Annotated in this window: 14 protein-coding genes; 13 read left to right on the top strand and 1 reads right to left on the bottom strand. The window is 70.7% G+C overall.

The genetic code is table 11. The features are described from left to right. The first annotated feature begins 48 nt into the window (after positions 1 to 48). Positions 49 to 993 (top strand): oxygenase MpaB family protein, encoded by a 945-nt coding sequence (locus tag FNH21_RS08500; RefSeq protein WP_152814342.1) that lies wholly within the window; start codon positions 49 to 51, stop codon positions 991 to 993. Between the two features lie 117 nt (positions 994 to 1,110). Here the strand turns inward: FNH21_RS08500 and FNH21_RS08505 are convergent, their stop codons facing one another. Beyond that, entirely contained in the window at positions 1,111 to 2,388 is a 1,278-nt protein-coding gene (locus FNH21_RS08505) for a PrsW family intramembrane metalloprotease (RefSeq protein ID WP_152814344.1), read from the bottom strand. A gap of 96 nt (positions 2,389 to 2,484) precedes the next feature. On the opposite strand from FNH21_RS08505, the gene pyrR reads away from it, so the two are divergent. The 12 genes from pyrR (at position 2,485) to metK (ending at position 15,514) form a co-directional block, all read left to right on the top strand. After that, positions 2,485 to 3,072, top strand: coding sequence for a bifunctional pyr operon transcriptional regulator/uracil phosphoribosyltransferase PyrR (pyrR, locus tag FNH21_RS08510; RefSeq protein ID WP_152814346.1), 588 nt, complete (start codon positions 2,485 to 2,487; stop codon positions 3,070 to 3,072). Further along, the gene (locus FNH21_RS08515) at positions 3,069 to 4,109 is read left to right on the top strand and encodes an aspartate carbamoyltransferase catalytic subunit (protein ID WP_191931772.1); all 1,041 of its coding nucleotides are present in this window, start codon (positions 3,069 to 3,071) and stop codon (positions 4,107 to 4,109) included. Before pyrR ends, FNH21_RS08515 begins: the two co-directional genes overlap by 4 nt. Next, positions 4,106 to 5,533, top strand: coding sequence for a dihydroorotase (locus tag FNH21_RS08520; protein ID WP_191931773.1), 1,428 nt, complete (start codon positions 4,106 to 4,108; stop codon positions 5,531 to 5,533). The genes FNH21_RS08515 and FNH21_RS08520 overlap by 4 nt, the downstream gene beginning before the upstream one ends. Positions 5,534 to 5,544: 11 nt before the next feature. Beyond that, positions 5,545 to 6,096: a PH-like domain-containing protein gene (locus FNH21_RS08525; protein WP_241743140.1), complete on the top strand. Its 552-nt coding sequence runs from the start codon at positions 5,545 to 5,547 to the stop codon at positions 6,094 to 6,096. Next, positions 6,093 to 7,442 (top strand): glutamine-hydrolyzing carbamoyl-phosphate synthase small subunit, encoded by a 1,350-nt coding sequence (carA, locus tag FNH21_RS08530; protein ID WP_191931774.1) that lies wholly within the window; start codon positions 6,093 to 6,095, stop codon positions 7,440 to 7,442. Before FNH21_RS08525 ends, carA begins: the two co-directional genes overlap by 4 nt. Further along, complete coding sequence (gene carB, locus FNH21_RS08535) at positions 7,442 to 10,747, top strand: carbamoyl-phosphate synthase large subunit (RefSeq protein ID WP_152814348.1); 3,306 nt, start codon at positions 7,442 to 7,444, stop codon at positions 10,745 to 10,747. The genes carA and carB overlap by 1 nt, the downstream gene beginning before the upstream one ends. Next, positions 10,737 to 11,618: an orotidine-5'-phosphate decarboxylase gene (pyrF, locus tag FNH21_RS08540; protein ID WP_152814350.1), complete on the top strand. Its 882-nt coding sequence runs from the start codon at positions 10,737 to 10,739 to the stop codon at positions 11,616 to 11,618. Before carB ends, pyrF begins: the two co-directional genes overlap by 11 nt. A 130-nt stretch (positions 11,619 to 11,748) precedes the next feature. Beyond that, complete coding sequence (gene mihF / locus FNH21_RS08545) at positions 11,749 to 12,087, top strand: integration host factor, actinobacterial type (protein WP_191931775.1); 339 nt, start codon at positions 11,749 to 11,751, stop codon at positions 12,085 to 12,087. Between the two features lie 9 nt (positions 12,088 to 12,096). Next, the gene (gene gmk, locus FNH21_RS08550; RefSeq protein ID WP_191931776.1) at positions 12,097 to 12,666 is read left to right on the top strand and encodes a guanylate kinase; all 570 of its coding nucleotides are present in this window, start codon (positions 12,097 to 12,099) and stop codon (positions 12,664 to 12,666) included. A 43-nt stretch (positions 12,667 to 12,709) separates the two neighbouring features. Next, on the top strand, positions 12,710 to 12,970 hold the full coding sequence (gene rpoZ / locus FNH21_RS08555; RefSeq protein WP_055771293.1) for a DNA-directed RNA polymerase subunit omega: 261 nt from the start codon (positions 12,710 to 12,712) through the stop codon (positions 12,968 to 12,970). Positions 12,971 to 12,980: 10 nt separating this feature from the next. Then, entirely contained in the window at positions 12,981 to 14,192 is a 1,212-nt protein-coding gene (coaBC, locus tag FNH21_RS08560) for a bifunctional phosphopantothenoylcysteine decarboxylase/phosphopantothenate--cysteine ligase CoaBC (RefSeq protein ID WP_191931777.1), read from the top strand. A 110-nt stretch (positions 14,193 to 14,302) separates the two neighbouring features. Beyond that, positions 14,303 to 15,514, top strand: a complete 1,212-nt coding sequence (gene metK / locus FNH21_RS08565; RefSeq protein WP_338403214.1) for a methionine adenosyltransferase — start codon at positions 14,303 to 14,305, stop codon at positions 15,512 to 15,514. The last annotated feature ends 12 nt before the right edge of the window (positions 15,515 to 15,526 follow it).

A 15,526-nucleotide genomic window follows, 5' to 3' on the forward strand; every position in this document is an offset into this window, starting at 1 on the left:
TCCTGTCCGAGGTGTCCGTCGTACCCGACCTACCGTCGTTGGAGCATCATGCCTGTCAGCTCGATACCGCGCCCCGCCGAAGTGGCCCACCGCGTCCGCAGCGCTTTCCGTGCCCGGGTCTCCGGAGACCCCACCGGTGCACCTGACTGGGTGCGCGACATCGCCCTGGTCGGGGAGGGCCCCGGCTTGTTCGAGCCCGACGGCGTCGTCTGGCAGGTCCACGGTGGCCTCTCCACCCTCGTCGGCGGCGTCGCGGCCCTCCTCGGACAGGGTGCGCACCCCCTCGCCATGGCCGGTGTTGCACGTCACTCCTCCTACCGCAGTGACCCCTGGGCCCGCCTCGCCGGGACGGCGCGCTGGCTCACCATCACCACCTTCGGCTCCGCGGAACTCGCCGAGCGGGACTCGGCTCGGGTCCGCCGCATGCACGGGCGGGTCAATGGCACCACCGACGACGGCCGCGCCTACTCCGCCTCCGACCCCGCCCTCCTGCGATGGGTGCACCTGGCCTTCACCGATGCCTTCCTCGGGGCCCACGAAGCCGTCGGCCACGACCTGGCCCCACGGTTCGGCCGCACCTGGGCCGACACCTATGTCGCCGACTGGTCCCGCAGCGCCCGGACTCTGGGAGCGGAAGATCTCCCGATCAACCGCCGGGAACTCGCGGACGCACTGCGTGCGCTGGAACCCGAGCTCGAACCCGTCCCCGCCGAATTGCTCACGTTCCTGTCAGCCCCGGACGGGCTGAATCGCGCGGAACGGATCTTCTACAGCGGCATCGCCAGCGCTGGAGCGCTGGTCATCTCACCGTCCGTGGCACCCCTCGCGGGTGTGCCCGGCCGCGGTGACCGCTCGCTCGCGAACCGCCTCCGGTTGCAGCGCACCCGCGTGCAGCTGCGGACCTTCCAGCTGGCCCTCGGGCCTCATAGCCCCTCCGTGGATGCGGCGCGCTACCGGTTGGGCCTCGCCGGCCGCCCGGACTGGCTCGACTGACCCTCACGGGCGGAGCGCACGGCGGCGTAGGGCAGGGCGGCCGGCGCATCGGCTTCGCGCCGAACGACCTGCGGTCTGGACTCGCCCGCAGGGACGAAGGGAGTGCGCGGGGAGGACCTACCGGGGCGTCGACGCGAGCTGGAAGATGCGCGCCCGCCGCTGCGTCGCCTCGTCGAGGAGGACGCGCTCCTCGGCCGCGTAGTCGGCGTCGCGCCGTCCGCCGAGCATCCGCTGGCGGGTGTAGGCGATCCGCGATGCCGTGCGGATGAACCCGCGCATCTCCTGCCGGGCACCGATCGAGCCCGCCCAGGCCAGGGCCTGCGAGCGCCCGCGCCGCGTGGCCAGCATGCGCACTTCCTCCGGGGTGAACCAGCCCGCGCGGGCGTAGTCGCCGAGGCGTGATTCCGTCAGACGGCGCTCGGAGCGGCGGAGGAGCACGACGGCGATGACGGCGGCGACGAACAGCGGCACCTGCACCACGAGGTAGAAGAGGAAGAAGTCGTGGAACAGCACGAGAGTGCCGCCGTTCCAGAGCATGTGTCCCGCGATCGCGGGGATCAGCCCCAGCACGAACGCCCCGAGGATCCGCGGGTTGCCGCCCCCGCGGCTGAGGGCGAATCCGAGCACGAAGCCGAGGAGCGAGGTGAACATGACGTGCGCGAAGGGTGAGAACAGGCCGCGGAGGATGAACACGCCCACCACTGCCGCCGCGTTCCCCGACTCCACGACGGCCGAGCCGAAGTAGAGGATGTTCTCCGTGAAGGCGAAGCCGGCCGCCACCGTCCCGGCGTAGACGATCCCGTCCACCGGCCCGTCGAAATGGCTGCGGCGCGTGTAGACGAGGATCAGCACGCCGAGGCCCTTGGCGAACTCCTCGACGAGCGGTGCCTGCAGCACGGGTCCGATGAGGTCGGGTGACGTGGTGGTCAGCGCGCTGCCCAGCAGTTCCACCACGTAGGTCCCCAGGAGCAGGGTCACCACCACGGAGGTCCCGGCGCCCCACAGGAAGGCGAACAGCAGGGCGCCCCTCGGCTCCGGATCCCAGCGGTCGATCCAGCGCAGGCCCAGCAGGCAGATCCCGAGGGGGACGAGTGCGAGGATGCCGCACAGGATGAACGCCGACGGCCCGAGGGAGAGCGAGAGCAGGAGCAGCACTGCCGCCACCACGAGTGCGGCGACGACGACCAGGATCACGTTGAGCACTCCGTGCCGCCGGGCCGGGGCCTGGTCCCAGACGGGCCGGAACGCCGGCCCGCCCGGACGCAGGGGCGCGGGCCGGTGGTGCCGGACGGTGGTGGTGCCCCACCAGCCCTGGTCCGGCCGATGGGGCGCGTACTGCTGGTGGCCGACGTCGCGCGGCTCGCGGCCACCGGGTCGAGGGTTGTTCATAGCCATGCTGCAACCCTAGGGGTCAGCGCCGCTGTGATAGTTTTGACCCCGCAACCAGCCTTTAAATTCCGTCCCGTGAGGCGGGGAAGGAGGAAGCGTGTTATGACTGTGCCTGCCTCGGAATCCGGCATCCACAAGCGCGTCGTTCTCGCAGAAGCAGACATCGATCGCGCTCTCACGCGTATCGCCCATGAGATCCTCGAGGCGAACAAGGGGTCCCGTGACCTCGTGCTCCTCGGCATCCCCCGCAGGGGTTTCCCGCTCGCACAGCGGCTCGCGCAGAAGATCTCCGCCGTGGACCCGTCGGTCGATCCCGACCTGATCACCGGCCAGCTCGACGTCACCATGTACCGGGACGATCTCCGCCGCCACCCCACCCGCTCCCCGCTCGCCACCCAGCTGCCGCCGTCGGGCATCGACGACAAGGTCGTGGTGCTCGTCGACGACGTGCTCTACTCGGGGCGGACCATCCGCGCCGGCCTCGACGCGCTCGCCGACCTCGGCCGCCCGCGCGCGGTGCGCCTCGCCGTCCTCGTGGACCGCGGGCACCGCGAACTGCCCATCCGCGCGGACCACGTGGGCAAGAACCTCCCGACGTCGTCCCAGGAGCGCGTCCGTGTCCACCTCGCGGAGATCGACCTGATCGGCGGGTCGCCGGTCGACGAGGTCGTCATCGAGGACCGCGCGTGAAGCACCTGCTCAGTACGCAGGACCTCTCGGCCCGGAGCGCGCTCCGCCTGCTGGACACCGCGGAGGAGATGGCGGCCGTGGGGGAGCGGGAGATCAAGAAGCTGCCCGCCCTGCGCGGCCGAACCGTCGTGAACCTGTTCTTCGAGGACTCCACGCGCACGCGGATCTCCTTCGAGGCCGCCGCGAAGCGCCTGTCCGCGGACGTCATCAACTTCGCGGCCAAGGGCTCGTCCGTGTCGAAGGGCGAGTCGCTGAAGGACACGGCGCAGACACTCGAGGCCATGAGCGCCGACGCTGTCGTCATCCGCCACCCGGCCTCCGGCGCACCGGCACGGCTGGCCGCGTCGGGCTGGATCGATGCCGCCGTGGTCAACGCCGGTGACGGCACGCACGAGCATCCCACCCAGGCGCTCCTCGACGCCTTCACGCTCCGCCGTCACTGGGCGCGGATCACCGGCACCCCCTCCGCGGGGACCACGCTGGCGGGCATGAAGGTCCTGATCGTCGGCGACGTGCTGCACTCGCGCGTCGCCCGGTCCAACGTGTGGCTCCTCACCACCCTCGGCGCCGAGGTGCTCCTCGCGGGTCCGCCCACGCTCCTGCCGGTCGGCGTCGGCAGTTGGCCCTGCAGGGTGTTCTACAACCTCGACGACGCCCTCGCCGAGCGCCCCGACGCCGTGATGATGCTGCGGCTGCAGGCCGAGCGCATGAACGCCGCGTTCTTCCCGTCCACGCGGGAGTACTCGCGGCGGTGGGGCTTCGACGACGGCCGCCTGGCCCTGCTCGACACCATGGGGCTCGACGACACCGTGATCATGCACCCGGGTCCGATGAACCGCGGGCTCGAGATCTCCTCCGCCGCCGCAGACTCCCCGCGGTCCACCGTGCTGGCGCAGGTGCGCAACGGCGTCTCCGTGCGCATGGCCGCCCTCTACCTGCTGCTGTCGGGTGACCCGCAGGACGACGACGACGCAGTGGACGGCCGCGCCGACCAGGACGATCCGCCCGCCACGACCCCGGAAGGCCGTACTCCGTGAGCCACGACACCACACCCCGTCCCGATGACGCCGGGTACCTCATCCGCTCCGCCTCGCTCCTCGGCGGAGCGCCCACCGACCTCCTCGTCCGTGGCGGCGTGATCGCCGCCCTCGGCCCGGATGCCGGCCGCGACGCCGGCACGGACGCCGTCACGATCGACGCCGACGGGCTCGTCGCGCTGCCCGGCATGGTGGACCTCCACACGCACCTCCGCGAGCCCGGCCGCGAGGACGCCGAGACCGTCGAGACCGGCTCGCGGGCCGCGGCCCTCGGCGGGTTCACCGCGATCCACGCCATGGCCAACAGCTCGCCCGTCGCGGACACGGCGGGCGTCGTCGAGCAGGTCTACCGCCTCGGGCTCGCCTCCGGATGGGTCGAGGTCCGGCCGGTCGGCGCCGTCACCGTCGGGCTCGGTGGCGAGCGCCTGGCCGAACTCGGTGCCATGGCCGAGTCGCGGGCGGGCGTCCGCGTCTTCTCCGACGACGGCATCTGCGTGCACGATCCCGTCCTGATGCGCCGCGCCCTCGAGTACGTGAAGGCGTTCGACGGCGTGATCGCGCAGCACGCGCAGGAGCCTCGCCTGACGGAGGGCGCTCAGATGAACGAGGGCGACGTCTCCGCCGTCCTCGGTCTGACGGGGTGGCCGGCGGTCGCGGAGGAGAGCATCATCGCTCGCGACGTCCTGCTCGCCCAGCACGTGGGCTCGCGCCTGCACGTCTGCCACGTCTCCACCGCCGGGTCGGTCGAGATCATCCGCTGGGCCAAGGCCCGCGGCATCGACGTGACGGCCGAGGTCACACCGCACCACCTGCTGCTGACCGACGAACTGGTCCGCAGCTACGACCCCGTGTACAAGGTCAACCCGCCGCTGCGCACGTCCGACGACGTCCACGCCCTCCGGGCGGCCCTCGCGGACGGCACGATCGACGTCGTCGGCACCGATCACGCCCCGCACCCGAGCGAGCACAAGGAGTGCGAGTGGGCACAGGCGGCGATGGGCATGACGGGCCTCGAGACCGCCCTGTCCGTGGTGCAGCACGCCATGGTGGAGACCGGTCTGCTCGACTGGGAGGGCTTCGCTCGGGTCACCTCGGCGACTCCGGCACGGATCGGCCGCCTGGCGCACCAGGGCCGTCCGCTCGCCGTCGGGGAGCCCGCGAACCTGATCCTCGTCGACCCCGCGGCCCGCTGGACCGTGGACCCGTCGACGATGGCGACCAAGGGGCGCAACAGCCCCTTCCGGGGCCTCGAACTGCCCGGCCGCGTCCGGGCCACGTTCTTCGGGGGCCACCCAACCGTTCTCGACGGCAGCCTCGCGACCCCGCGATCAACCCCGCGTTCGGCCCCGCACGCGTCGCAGTCCGCGCAGGCCGGGGCGCAGGGCGATCTGCAGGGCGGAGAGGCTCCGGCATGGAATATCTAGGCTGGATCCTGATGACCGTCGCGATCATCGTCGTCATCGTGGCGCTCATGGCCCTCGGCTGGCGGAACCGGCTCCGACGCCAGTCGGACGTCCCGCCGCCACCGGAGGTGCCCGCCGATCCCGGACGCGTCCTGTACGAGGCCGACGGCCAGTACGTCGCCACGACGACGGCGGGGGACTGGCTGGATCGCGTCGCCGTCCACGGCCTCGGCCTCCGCGGCAACGCCGTCGCCTCCGTCCACCCCGAGGGCGTCCTGTTCACCCGTACCGGGGCCCGCGCCGTCTTCGTACCGCGTGAGGACCTCGTCTCCGTGCAGCTCGCCGGCGGGATGACGGGCAAGTTCGTCGAGAAGGAGGGCCTCGTCGTCGTCACCTGGCGGCTCGGCACCGGCCCGGACGGCGAGGAGCGCCGCGTGGACACCGGCTTCCGCACGCGCCACGCAGCGCACAAGACCCAGCTCGTCGCGGCCGTCGCCGCCCTCATCCCCGCTCGGCCCCCGAACGGGACCAGCCGCACGACCCACCGAACTCCACCGACCCCCGAAGGCAGGGAACAGCTGTGAGCCACGCTCCATCGACGGCACCGATCCAGGCGAAAGCACCCGCGGTGCTCGTCCTCGAGGACGGTCGGACCTTCCGCGGCCGCGCATACGGCGCCAGAGGTACCGCGCTCGGCGAGGCGGTCTTCGCCACCGGCATGACCGGCTACCAGGAGACCATCACCGACCCGTCCTACGCCCGCCAGGTCGTCGTCCAGACGGCACCGCACATCGGCAACACCGGCGTGAACGCGGACGATGCCGAGTCCCGCCGCATCTGGGTGGCCGGGTACATCATCCGCGACGCCGCCCGCCGCCCGTCGAACTGGCGCTCCGAGCAGAGCCTCGACGACCAGCTGCGCGAGCAGGGCGTCGTGGGGATCGAGGGCGTGGACACGCGCGCCGTCACACGCCACCTGCGCGAGCGCGGCGCCATGCGCGCCGGGATCTTCTCCGGTTCCGAGGCCGGCATGACGGAGGCGCAGCTCGTCGAGAAGGTCCTGGCGCAGCCGTCCATGACGGGCGCCCGGCTCGCCGAGGAGGTCAGCATCGACGAGGCGTACGTCGTGGAGCCCGCCGACCACGGGTGGACCGGCGAGACCCTCGCGACCATCGCGGCGCTGGATCTCGGCATCAAGGCCATGACGCCCAAGCACTTCGCCCAGCGCGGCGTGCGGACCGTCGTCCTACCCGCTGCCGCAACCTTCGAGGACGTCGTCGCGGCGCAGCCCGACGGCGTCTTCATGTCCAACGGCCCCGGCGACCCCGCCACCGCGGACGCGCAGGTGGAGCTGCTCCGCCGTGTGCTCGACGCCCGCATGCCGTTCTTCGGCATCTGCTTCGGCAACCAGATCCTCGGACGGGCCCTCGGCTTCGGGACCTACAAGCTCCGTTACGGCCACCGCGGTATCAACCAGCCGGTCCTCGACCGTCGCACCGGCAAGGTCGAGATCACGTCGCAGAACCACGGGTTCGCCGTCGACGCGCCCCTCGACGGCCCCGTCGAGGCGCCCGCGGGACGCTACGGCCGCGTCGAGGTCAGCCACGTCAGCCTGAACGACGACGTCGTCGAGGGCCTCGCGTGCCTCGACCTCCCCGCCTTCTCGGTGCAGTACCACCCGGAGGCGGCAGCAGGGCCCCACGACTCCGCCTACCTCTTCGACCGGTTCATCGACCTCATGCAGGCCGAGAAGGCCGCGCCCGGCTCGGGGAACGCCGTCCTGGCCTCGGCACTCGATGCCGGCTCCGAAGCCGGGGCGCTGGCTGACGCAGCCGCCGCCGAACTCGGCACCCACGGTTCGAAGGTGACGGGTACACAGCCCCGGCACAGCCACGCAGAACAGACCAGCACCACGCAGGAAGAGAACTGATGCCCCGCAGAACCGACCTCAAGAGCGTCCTGGTCATCGGCTCCGGCCCGATCGTCATCGGGCAGGCCGCCGAATTCGACTACTCGGGCACCCAGGCCCTGCGTGTCCTGCGCGAGGAGGGCCTGCGCGTCATCCTCGTGAACTCGAACCCCGCGACGATCATGACGGACCCCGAGTTCGCCGACGCCACCTACGTGGAGCCGATCACGCCCGACGTGGTCGCGAAGATCATCGAGAAGGAGCGCCCGGACGCCCTCCTGCCGACCCTCGGCGGGCAGACGGCCCTGAACACGGCGATCGCCCTCGACAAGAACGGCGTGCTGGAGAAGTTCGGCGTCGAGCTGATCGGTGCCAATATCGCCGCCATCGAGCTCGGCGAGGACCGCGAGAAGTTCAAGGGCGTCGTCGAGCGCTGCGGTGCGGAGTCGGCGCGGTCGGCGATCATCCACTCGATCGAGGAGGCGCTGGTCGCCGCCGACGACCTCGGCTACCCGATGGTCGTCCGGCCCTCCTTCACCATGGGCGGTCTCGGGTCCGGGCTCGCGTACACCGAGCAGGACCTCCGCCGGATCGTCGGCCAGGGCCTGCAGTACAGCCCCACGAGCGAGGTCCTCCTCGAGGAGAGCATCCTCGGGTGGAAGGAGTACGAGCTCGAGATGATGCGGGACCGGAACGACAACGTCGTGGTCGTCTGCTCCATCGAGAACGTCGACCCCGTGGGCGTGCACACCGGCGACTCCATCACCGTGGCCCCCGCCCTGACGCTCACCGACCGCGAGTACCAGCGCCTGCGCGACATCTCCATCGCGGTCATCCGTGAGGTCGGCGTGGACACCGGTGGCTGCAACATCCAGTTCGCCGTCGAACCCGGCACCGGCCGCGTCGTCGTCATCGAGATGAACCCCCGCGTGTCCCGGTCCTCGGCCCTCGCGTCGAAGGCCACGGGCTTCGCGATCGCCAAGATCGCCACGAAGCTCTCCCTCGGCTACACGCTCGACGAGATCCCGAACGACATCACGCTGAAGACCCCGGCGTCCTTCGAGCCCACGCTGGACTACGTGGTGGTCAAGGTCCCGCGCTTCGCGTTCGAGAAGTTCCCGGCGGCGGATCCCACGCTGACCACCACCATGAAATCGGTCGGTGAGGCCATGGCGATGGGCCGCAACTTCACGGAGGCCCTGCAGAAGGCGCTCCGCTCGCTCGAGCAGAAGGGCTCCCAGCTGTCCTACGCGCCCGTGGCGCCCGAGGAGGTCGACGCCCTCGTCGAAGCCGCGAAGCGCCCCACGACCGAGCGCCTCTCGCAGGTGCAGCGCGCGCTGCTGGGAGGTGCGAGCGTGGAGCGCCTGTACGAGGCGACGGGGATCGACCCCTGGTTCCTCGACCAGCTCGTGCTGCTCAACGAGGTCGCCGAGGAGGTCCGCACCGCCCCCAACCTCTCCGAGGACGTGCTGCGTCTGGCCAAGCGCCACGGCTTCTCCGACGAGCAGATCGGCGCCCTCACGCACACCCCCGACGCCGTCGTCCGCGGCGTGCGCCATGCGCTCGGGATCCGTCCCGTGTTCAAGACCGTGGACACGTGCGCGGCGGAGTTCGCCGCCTACACGCCGTACCACTACTCCTCCTACGACGAGGAGGACGAGGTGGCCCAGCACGAGAAGCCGTCCATCATCATCCTGGGGTCCGGTCCAAACCGGATCGGCCAGGGCATCGAGTTCGACTACTCCTGCGTCCACGCCACCATGGCGCTCCGCGAGGCCGGCTATGAGACCGTCATGGTCAACTGCAACCCGGAGACGGTGTCCACGGACTACGACATCTCCACGCGCCTCTACTTCGAGCCGCTGACCCTGGAGGACGTCCTCGAGGTCATCGCCGCCGAGGAGCGCACGGGTGGTGTGCTCGGCGTCTTCGTGCAGCTCGGCGGCCAGACCCCGCTGAAGCTCGCTCAGGAACTGGCCGACGCCGGCATCCCCATCCTCGGCACCTCACCGGAGGCCATCGACCTCGCCGAACACCGCGGGGCCTTCAGCCGCGTGCTCGACGCCGGCGGGCTCATCGCCCCGAAGAACGGCACCGCGGTGTCCTTCGAGGACGCGAAGCGGATCGCCGACGACATCGGCTACCCCGTGCTCGTGCGCCCGTCCTACGTGCTCGGTGGACGCGGCATGGAGATCGTCTACGACGAGCCCAATCTCTCCCGCTACATCGCCAACGCCACGGAGATCACCGAGGCGCACCCCGTGCTGATCGACCGCTTCCTCGAGGACGCCATCGAGATCGACGTCGACGCGCTGTACGACGGCACCGAGATGTACCTCGGCGGCATCATGGAGCACATCGAGGAGGCCGGCATCCACTCCGGCGACTCCGCGTGCGTCCTCCCGCCCATCACCCTCGGTGCCGACGTCCTCCAGCGGGTCCGCGAGGCCACACTGGCAATCGCGCAGGGGGTCGGCGTCCGCGGACTCATCAACATCCAGTTCGCCCTCGCCTCCGACGTCCTCTACGTCCTCGAGGCCAACCCGCGCGCCTCCCGCACCGTGCCGTTCGTGTCGAAGGCCACGGGGGTACAGCTGGCCAAGGGTGCCGCCCTGATCGGCACCGGTGTCACGGTCGCCGAGCTCCGCACGCGGGGGTTCCTGCCCGCACAGGGCGATGGCGGCTCCCTGCCCCTGGACGCCCCCGTCTCGGTCAAGGAGGCTGTGCTGCCCTTCAGCCGCTTCCGGACGCCCGAGGGCACCGTCGTCGACTCGCTGCTCGGCCCCGAGATGCGTTCCACCGGTGAGGTCATGGGGATCGACAAGTACTTCGACACCGCCTTCGCCAAGAGCCAGGCCGCCGCGAACGCGGCCCTGCCCGTCGAGGGGAAGGTCTTCGTCTCGGTGGCGAACCGGGACAAGCGGTCCATCATCATGCCGGTCAAGCGGCTCGTGGACCTCGGCTTCGAGATCGTCTCCACGGGAGGTACCGCCGACGTGCTGCGCCGCAACGGCATCCACGCCACGACGGTCCGCAAGGTGGCCGAGGGAGCCGGCGAGGGGCAGGGCACGGTGGTGGACCTCATCACCGAGGGCCGGATCGACATGATCATCAACACGCCCTCCGGTGGCCAGGCGCGCGGTGACGGCTACGAGATCAGGGCTGCCGCGACCTCCTACGGCCTGCCGGTCATCACGACGATCCCCGAGGTCGGCGCCGCCGTGCAGGCCATCGAGGCCATGCGGTCCTACGAGTGGTCGGTCACGAGCCTGCAGGAGCACGCCGCCAACCTGCGGGCGTCCACCGAGGCACGCGATGCGTCCTGAGGTTCCCGCCGCCGCATCGCGCACATCCCGCGCCTCCTTCGGGGAGCGCCTCGCGGCGGCCCGGAGCGGCAAGGGCAGCCTCTGCGTCGGCATCGATCCCCATCCGGCGCTCCTCGCGGCGTGGGGCCTGCCGGACTCGCCCGAGGGCCTGGAGCGTTTCTCCCTCGCGGTGCTCGACGCCGTCGGGCCGGTGTCCGTGGCCCTCAAGCCGCAGGTCGCCCTGTACGAGCGGCACGGCTCGCGCGGGTTCGCCGTCCTCGAGACGCTGCTGGTCCGTGCGGCCGAGGCCGGTGTCCTGACGATCGCGGACGCCAAGCGCGGCGACATCGGCTCCACCATGCAGGCGTACGCCGAGGCCTGGCTGAGGGAGGGCAGCCCGCTCGCGGCGGACGCCGTGACCCTCAATCCGTATCTCGGCTTCGAATCGCTGCGGCCCGCGCTCGACCTCGCACGGTCCACGGGGCGGGGGGTCTTCGTCCTCGCCCTCACCTCCAATCCCGAGGGCCGCTCGGTACAGCATGTGGGCGGGGACGCCTCCGTCGCCCGCTCGATAGCGCTCGCCGCGGCCGGCGAGAACGCGGACCCGGACGGCGCGGGCCGACCGGGTCAACTGGGCCATGTCGGGCTCGTCGTCGGAGCGACGGTCGGTGACGCCGCTGAGCGGCTCGGCCTCGACCTGTCACGGTTGAACGGCCCGATCCTCGCCCCGGGAGTCGGCGCGCAGGGGGCGGGGACGCGCGAACTCCGTGCCGCTTTCGGCGGCGCGCTGCCGCTCGTGCTCCCGACGTCGAGCCGCGCCATCCTCGCCGCGGGGCCGGACGGGACCCGGTTGCGGACGGCCGCCGAACGGACACGCGACGAGCTCGCGTGAAGCAGAGGCAGCATTGATTTCAGGGGCGTGCGCCCGGTAGGTTCGGTTCCAGTCCGACCCCGGAACGTGACCGATCCAATCGACGAGCAGCCGCCGCACTCCGTGGTGCCGCCCAGCACAGGGAGCATGAGTGAGCCTGAAGCCATTGACGGATGACGAACGAACCCGGGCGCGTGAGAAGGCGACGGCTGCGCGGGCCGTGCGGGCGGACATCAAGTCCCGGCTGAAGACCGGTAAGCTCTCTGTGGCGGACGTGATCGAGAACCGCGACGGCGACGACGCCGTGGGCCGCCTGAAGGTCCTCGACCTCCTCAAGGCATTGCCCGGCGTCGGAGACGTCCGGGCGGCGGCGATCATGGCGGAGGTCGGTATCGCGGCCACGCGGCGGGTCCGCGGCCTCGGCATCCACCAGCGCAAGGCCCTGGTCTCGCACCTCGAACAACACCACACCGGCCCGGCCGGTAAGTAAGGAACCCCAGTGTCACAACCCCGGTTGACAGTCCTCGCCGGTCCGACGGCGGTCGGCAAGGGAACGGTCTCCACGTACATCCGTGACAACTATCCCGAGGTGTGGCTGTCCGTCTCGGCCACCACGCGCCCGCCGCGCCCCGGCGAGGTGGACGGTGTGCACTACTTCTTCCTCTCGTCCGAGGAGTTCGACCGGCTCGTCGACGAGGGCCAGCTCCTGGAGTGGGCCGTGGTCCACGGACGCAACCGCTACGGGACCCTCAGGAGGACCGTGCAGGCCGCCATGGACGAGGGCCGAAGGGTGCTCCTGGAGATCGACCTGCAGGGTGCGCGGCAGGTCAAGGAGAGCATGCCGGACGCCACTTTCGTGTTCCTGGCCCCGCCCAGCTGGGAGGAGATGGTGCGCCGACTGGTCGGCCGCGGCACGGAAACACCCGACGAACAGCAGCAGCGGCTGGAAACGGCTAAACTGGAACTTGCTGCCGAGCCGGAATTCAACCACACCGTCGTCAACGACACCGTGGAGCATGCGGCAGACGAGCTCGTATCACTGATGGGACTGCTCCCGCTGCAGCGCTGACAACGCCCTGCACCCGCCGTCCCGCCTAAAATTTGGAGATTCTGTGTCAACTCAGCCCGAAGGCATCATCAACCCGCCGATCGATTCTCTGCTAGAGGCCTCGGACTCGAAGTACGCCCTCGTGATCTACGGCGCCAAGCGCGCCCGCCAGATCAACGCGTACTACTCGCAGCTCCACGAGGGCCTGTTCGAGTACGTCGGCCCGCTCGTCGACACCAAGCTGAACGAGAAGCCGCTGTCCATCGCCCTGCGCGAGATCAACGAGGGCATGCTCGTGTCCTCGCCCATGGAGCAGTCCGAGTAACCGCCGAGCGGTGCGCGTAGTACTGGGTGTCGGAGGAGGGATCGCGGCCTACAAGGCTGCATCCCTCCTCCGTCTTTTCACGGAGTCCGGCCACGACGTCACGGTCATCCCCACGGATGCCGCGACCCGCTTCGTGGGGACGGCCACCTGGGAGGCGCTGTCCGGCCACCCCGTCAGCAACAGCGTCTGGGACGACGTCGACAAGGTGAACCACGTGCGCCTGGGCCACGAGGCGGACCTGATCGTCGTCGCGCCCGCCACGGCGGACGTCCTGGCGCGCGCCGCCGCTGGGCTCGCGAACGACCTCCTGACCGGGACCCTCCTGATGGCGCACGGCCCGGTCGTGATGGCCCCGGCGATGCACACCGAGATGTGGCAGCACGCCGCGACCCGCGCCAACGTCGAGACCCTCCGCTCACGTGGCGTGACCGTCATCGAGCCGGCGTCCGGGAGGCTGACCGGCTCCGACTCGGGACCGGGCCGGCTCCCCGAGCCCGCCGACATCTTCGCGGCGGCCATCGCAGCCACGAATGCCGTGGGTTCCGGGATCCTCGCGGGCAAACGGGTGACCATCACGGCCGGTGGCACGCGCGAGGCACTGGACCCCGTGCGGTTCCTCGGCAACAGGTCATCCGGCAAGCAGGGGATGGCCCTCGCCGAGGCGGCGCTGGCGCAGGGGGCCCACGTGACCCTGGTCCTCGCCCACGCCGAGGTGGCCCCGCCGCCCGGCTGCGACCTCGTCCGGGTCGAGTCCGCGCTGGAGCTCCGCGACGCCGTCCTCGGCCTCCTGCCGACCACCGACGTCCTGGTGATGGCCGCCGCAGTGGCCGATTTCCGTCCCGCAGAGGTCATGGCCGCGAAGATCAAGAAGACCGATGACGGCGCCGATCCCGTCATCACCCTCATCAGGAACCCTGATGTTCTCCGTGAGTCGGTGATCGCCCGCTCGTCGCTGGCGGAGCCCCTCGTCATCGCCGGATTCGCGGCGGAGACCGGCGACGCAGCAGCGGACCCGATCACCCATGCCCGGGCGAAGCTCGCCCGGAAGGGCTGCGACTTCCTCGTCCTCAATGTCGTCGGGTCCGGCCTCGTCTTCGGTCAGGACGCCAACGAGGTCACCATCCTCGACGCGGACGGCACCGAATCAGGTCCGGTACGCGGGTCCAAGAGGACGGTCGCGGACGCCGTGATCAACCACGCCGCCCGCCTGCTCGTCCGCTGAAACCGCCGTCCGCCCCTTCCGCCAGTGCGCCGGGAGCTGCCTCCTCGCGCTCCCGTCACGTGGCCCGCCGCCCGGGCAGGATCGTCCCTCCGACCAAGTAGAGTGAGCACGTGAATTCACCCAGCACCGATTCCCCCCTGCGCCTGTTCACCTCGGAATCGGTCACCGAGGGCCATCCGGACAAGATCTGCGACCAGATCAGCGACGCCATCCTCGACGGCCTGCTGACGCAGGATCCCGATTCCCGCGTGGCCGTCGAGACGCTCGTCACCACCGGCCTGGTGCACGTCGCGGGCGAGGTCACCACCGAGGCGTACGTGGAGATCCCCGAGATCGTCCGGAAGACCATCCTGGGAATCGGCTACGACTCCTCCGCGAACGGCTTCGACGGCGCACGCTGCGGCGTCTCCGTGTCCATCGGCCAGCAGAGCGCGGAGATCGCGTCCGGCGTCTTCACTTCCCTCGAGACCCGCGAGGGGACCGGCGTCGACCCCTACGACGCGCAGGGAGCCGGCGACCAGGGCATCATGTTCGGCTATGCCAGCGACGAGACGGCCGTCCTCATGCCGACGCCCATCTGGCTCTCGCACCGCCTCTCCGAGCGGCTCACGCACGTGCGCAAGGACGGTACGCTCCCGTACCTCCGCCCGGACGGCAAGACGCAGGTCACCATCGGGTACGACGGCGATCGCCCCGTCTCCATCGACTCCGTCGTCATCTCCTCGCAGCATTCGGCCGAGGTCTCCCTCGACGAGCTGCGCGCCGATCTCGCCGAACACGTGATCGGACCCGTGCTCGCCGAGTCCGAGCTCGACACCTCCTCGGTCCGGCACATCCTGAACCCCGGTGGAGCCTTCGTCATCGGCGGCCCCGTGGGGGACGCAGGCCTGACGGGCCGGAAGATCATCGTCGACACCTACGGGGGGATGGCCCGCCACGGTGGTGGCGCGTTCAGCGGCAAGGATCCTTCGAAGGTGGACCGATCGGCCGCCTACGCCATGCGCTGGGTCGCGAAGAACGTCGTCGCCGCCGGGCTCGCGCGGCGCGCGGAGATCCAGATCGCCTACGCGATCGGCATGGCCCAGCCCGTCGGCATCTACGTCGAGACCTTCGGCACCGAGACCGTCGATCCCCAGGCCATCGGGGACGCCATCCGGGAGATCTTCGACCTCCGGCCCCTCGGCATCATTAACGCGCTCGACCTGAAGCGTCCCATCTACCAGCGCACCGCGGCCCACGGGCACTTCGGGCGCGAGGACGAGGACTTCACCTGGGAGCGCACCGACCGCGTGGAGAAGTTGCGGAGCTACTTCAACGCCTGACGCGGAGGGACG

Source organism: Arthrobacter bussei (assembly GCF_009377195.2).
Taxonomy (GTDB): Bacteria; Actinomycetota; Actinomycetes; order Actinomycetales; family Micrococcaceae; genus Arthrobacter_D; species Arthrobacter_D bussei.